At 47.7% G+C, this 1,698-nt stretch carries 1 rRNA gene; it reads left to right on the top strand.

The window, feature by feature from the left end:
- Positions 1–182: 182 nt before the first annotated feature.
- A 16S ribosomal RNA gene (locus tag OF897_RS21350) occupies positions 183–1,698 on the top strand.

Here is a 1,698-nt window from a genome sequence, read left to right as displayed (position 1 = left end):
AAAAACATTTGGTCAATTAGAAATAAAGTTTTACTTTTGCACACGCAAATACGATAAGCGAAACGACAGAAAGTAGCGAAGTAGGAAGCGTAAGAAAAGAGATCATTGAAATACAATATAACAACCAAAATAAGGAAAAACTAAAGCGTATTAAAGAAACTTTGAGTGAGTCAGACAAACATACAATGGAGAGTTTGATCCTGGCTCAGGATGAACGCTAGCGGGAGGCCTAACACATGCAAGCCGAGCGGTATTTGTTCTTCGGAACAGAGAGAGCGGCGTACGGGTGCGGAACACGTGTGCAACCTGCCTTTATCAGGGGGATAGCCTTTCGAAAGGAAGATTAATACCCCATAATATATTGACTGGCATCAGTTGGTATTGAAAACTCCGGTGGATAGAGATGGGCACGCGCAAGATTAGATAGTTGGTAGGGTAACGGCCTACCAAGTCAGTGATCTTTAGGGGGCCTGAGAGGGTGATCCCCCACACTGGTACTGAGACACGGACCAGACTCCTACGGGAGGCAGCAGTGAGGAATATTGGACAATGGGTGAAAGCCTGATCCAGCCATCCCGCGTGAAGGACGACGGTTCTATGGATTGTAAACTTCTTTTATATAGGGATAAACCTCTTTACGTGTAGAGAGCTGAAGGTACTATATGAATAAGCACCGGCTAACTCCGTGCCAGCAGCCGCGGTAATACGGAGGGTGCAAGCGTTATCCGGATTTATTGGGTTTAAAGGGTCCGTAGGCGGATCTGTAAGTCAGTGGTGAAATCTCATAGCTTAACTATGAAACTGCCATTGATACTGCAGGTCTTGAGTAAAGTAGAAGTGGCTGGAATAAGTAGTGTAGCGGTGAAATGCATAGATATTACTTAGAACACCAATTGCGAAGGCAGGTCACTATGTTTTAACTGACGCTGATGGACGAAAGCGTGGGGAGCGAACAGGATTAGATACCCTGGTAGTCCACGCCGTAAACGATGCTAACTCGTTTTTGGGACTTCGGTTTCAGAGACTAAGCGAAAGTGATAAGTTAGCCACCTGGGGAGTACGTTCGCAAGAATGAAACTCAAAGGAATTGACGGGGGCCCGCACAAGCGGTGGATTATGTGGTTTAATTCGATGATACGCGAGGAACCTTACCAAGGCTTAAATGGGAATTGACAGGTTTAGAAATAGACTTTTCTTCGGACAATTTTCAAGGTGCTGCATGGTTGTCGTCAGCTCGTGCCGTGAGGTGTTAGGTTAAGTCCTGCAACGAGCGCAACCCCTGTCACTAGTTGCCATCATTCAGTTGGGGACTCTAGTGAGACTGCCTACGCAAGTAGAGAGGAAGGTGGGGATGACGTCAAATCATCACGGCCCTTACGCCTTGGGCCACACACGTAATACAATGGCCAGTACAGAGGGCAGCTACCTAGCGATAGGATGCGAATCTCGAAAGCTGGTCTCAGTTCGGATTGGAGTCTGCAACTCGACTCTATGAAGCTGGAATCGCTAGTAATCGCGCATCAGCCATGGCGCGGTGAATACGTTCCCGGGCCTTGTACACACCGCCCGTCAAGCCATGGAAGTTTGGGGTACCTGAAGTCGGTGACCGTAAAAGGAGCTGCCTAGGGTAAAACAAGTAACTAGGGCTAAGTCGTAACAAGGTAGCCGTACCGGAAGGTGCGGCTGGAACATCTCATT

The organism is Chryseobacterium formosum (assembly GCF_026460885.1).
Taxonomy (GTDB): Bacteria; Bacteroidota; Bacteroidia; order Flavobacteriales; family Weeksellaceae; genus Chryseobacterium; species Chryseobacterium formosus.
The sequence above is the reverse complement of the archived record's forward strand: the minus strand, read 5'-3'. Positions and strand labels throughout refer to the sequence as shown.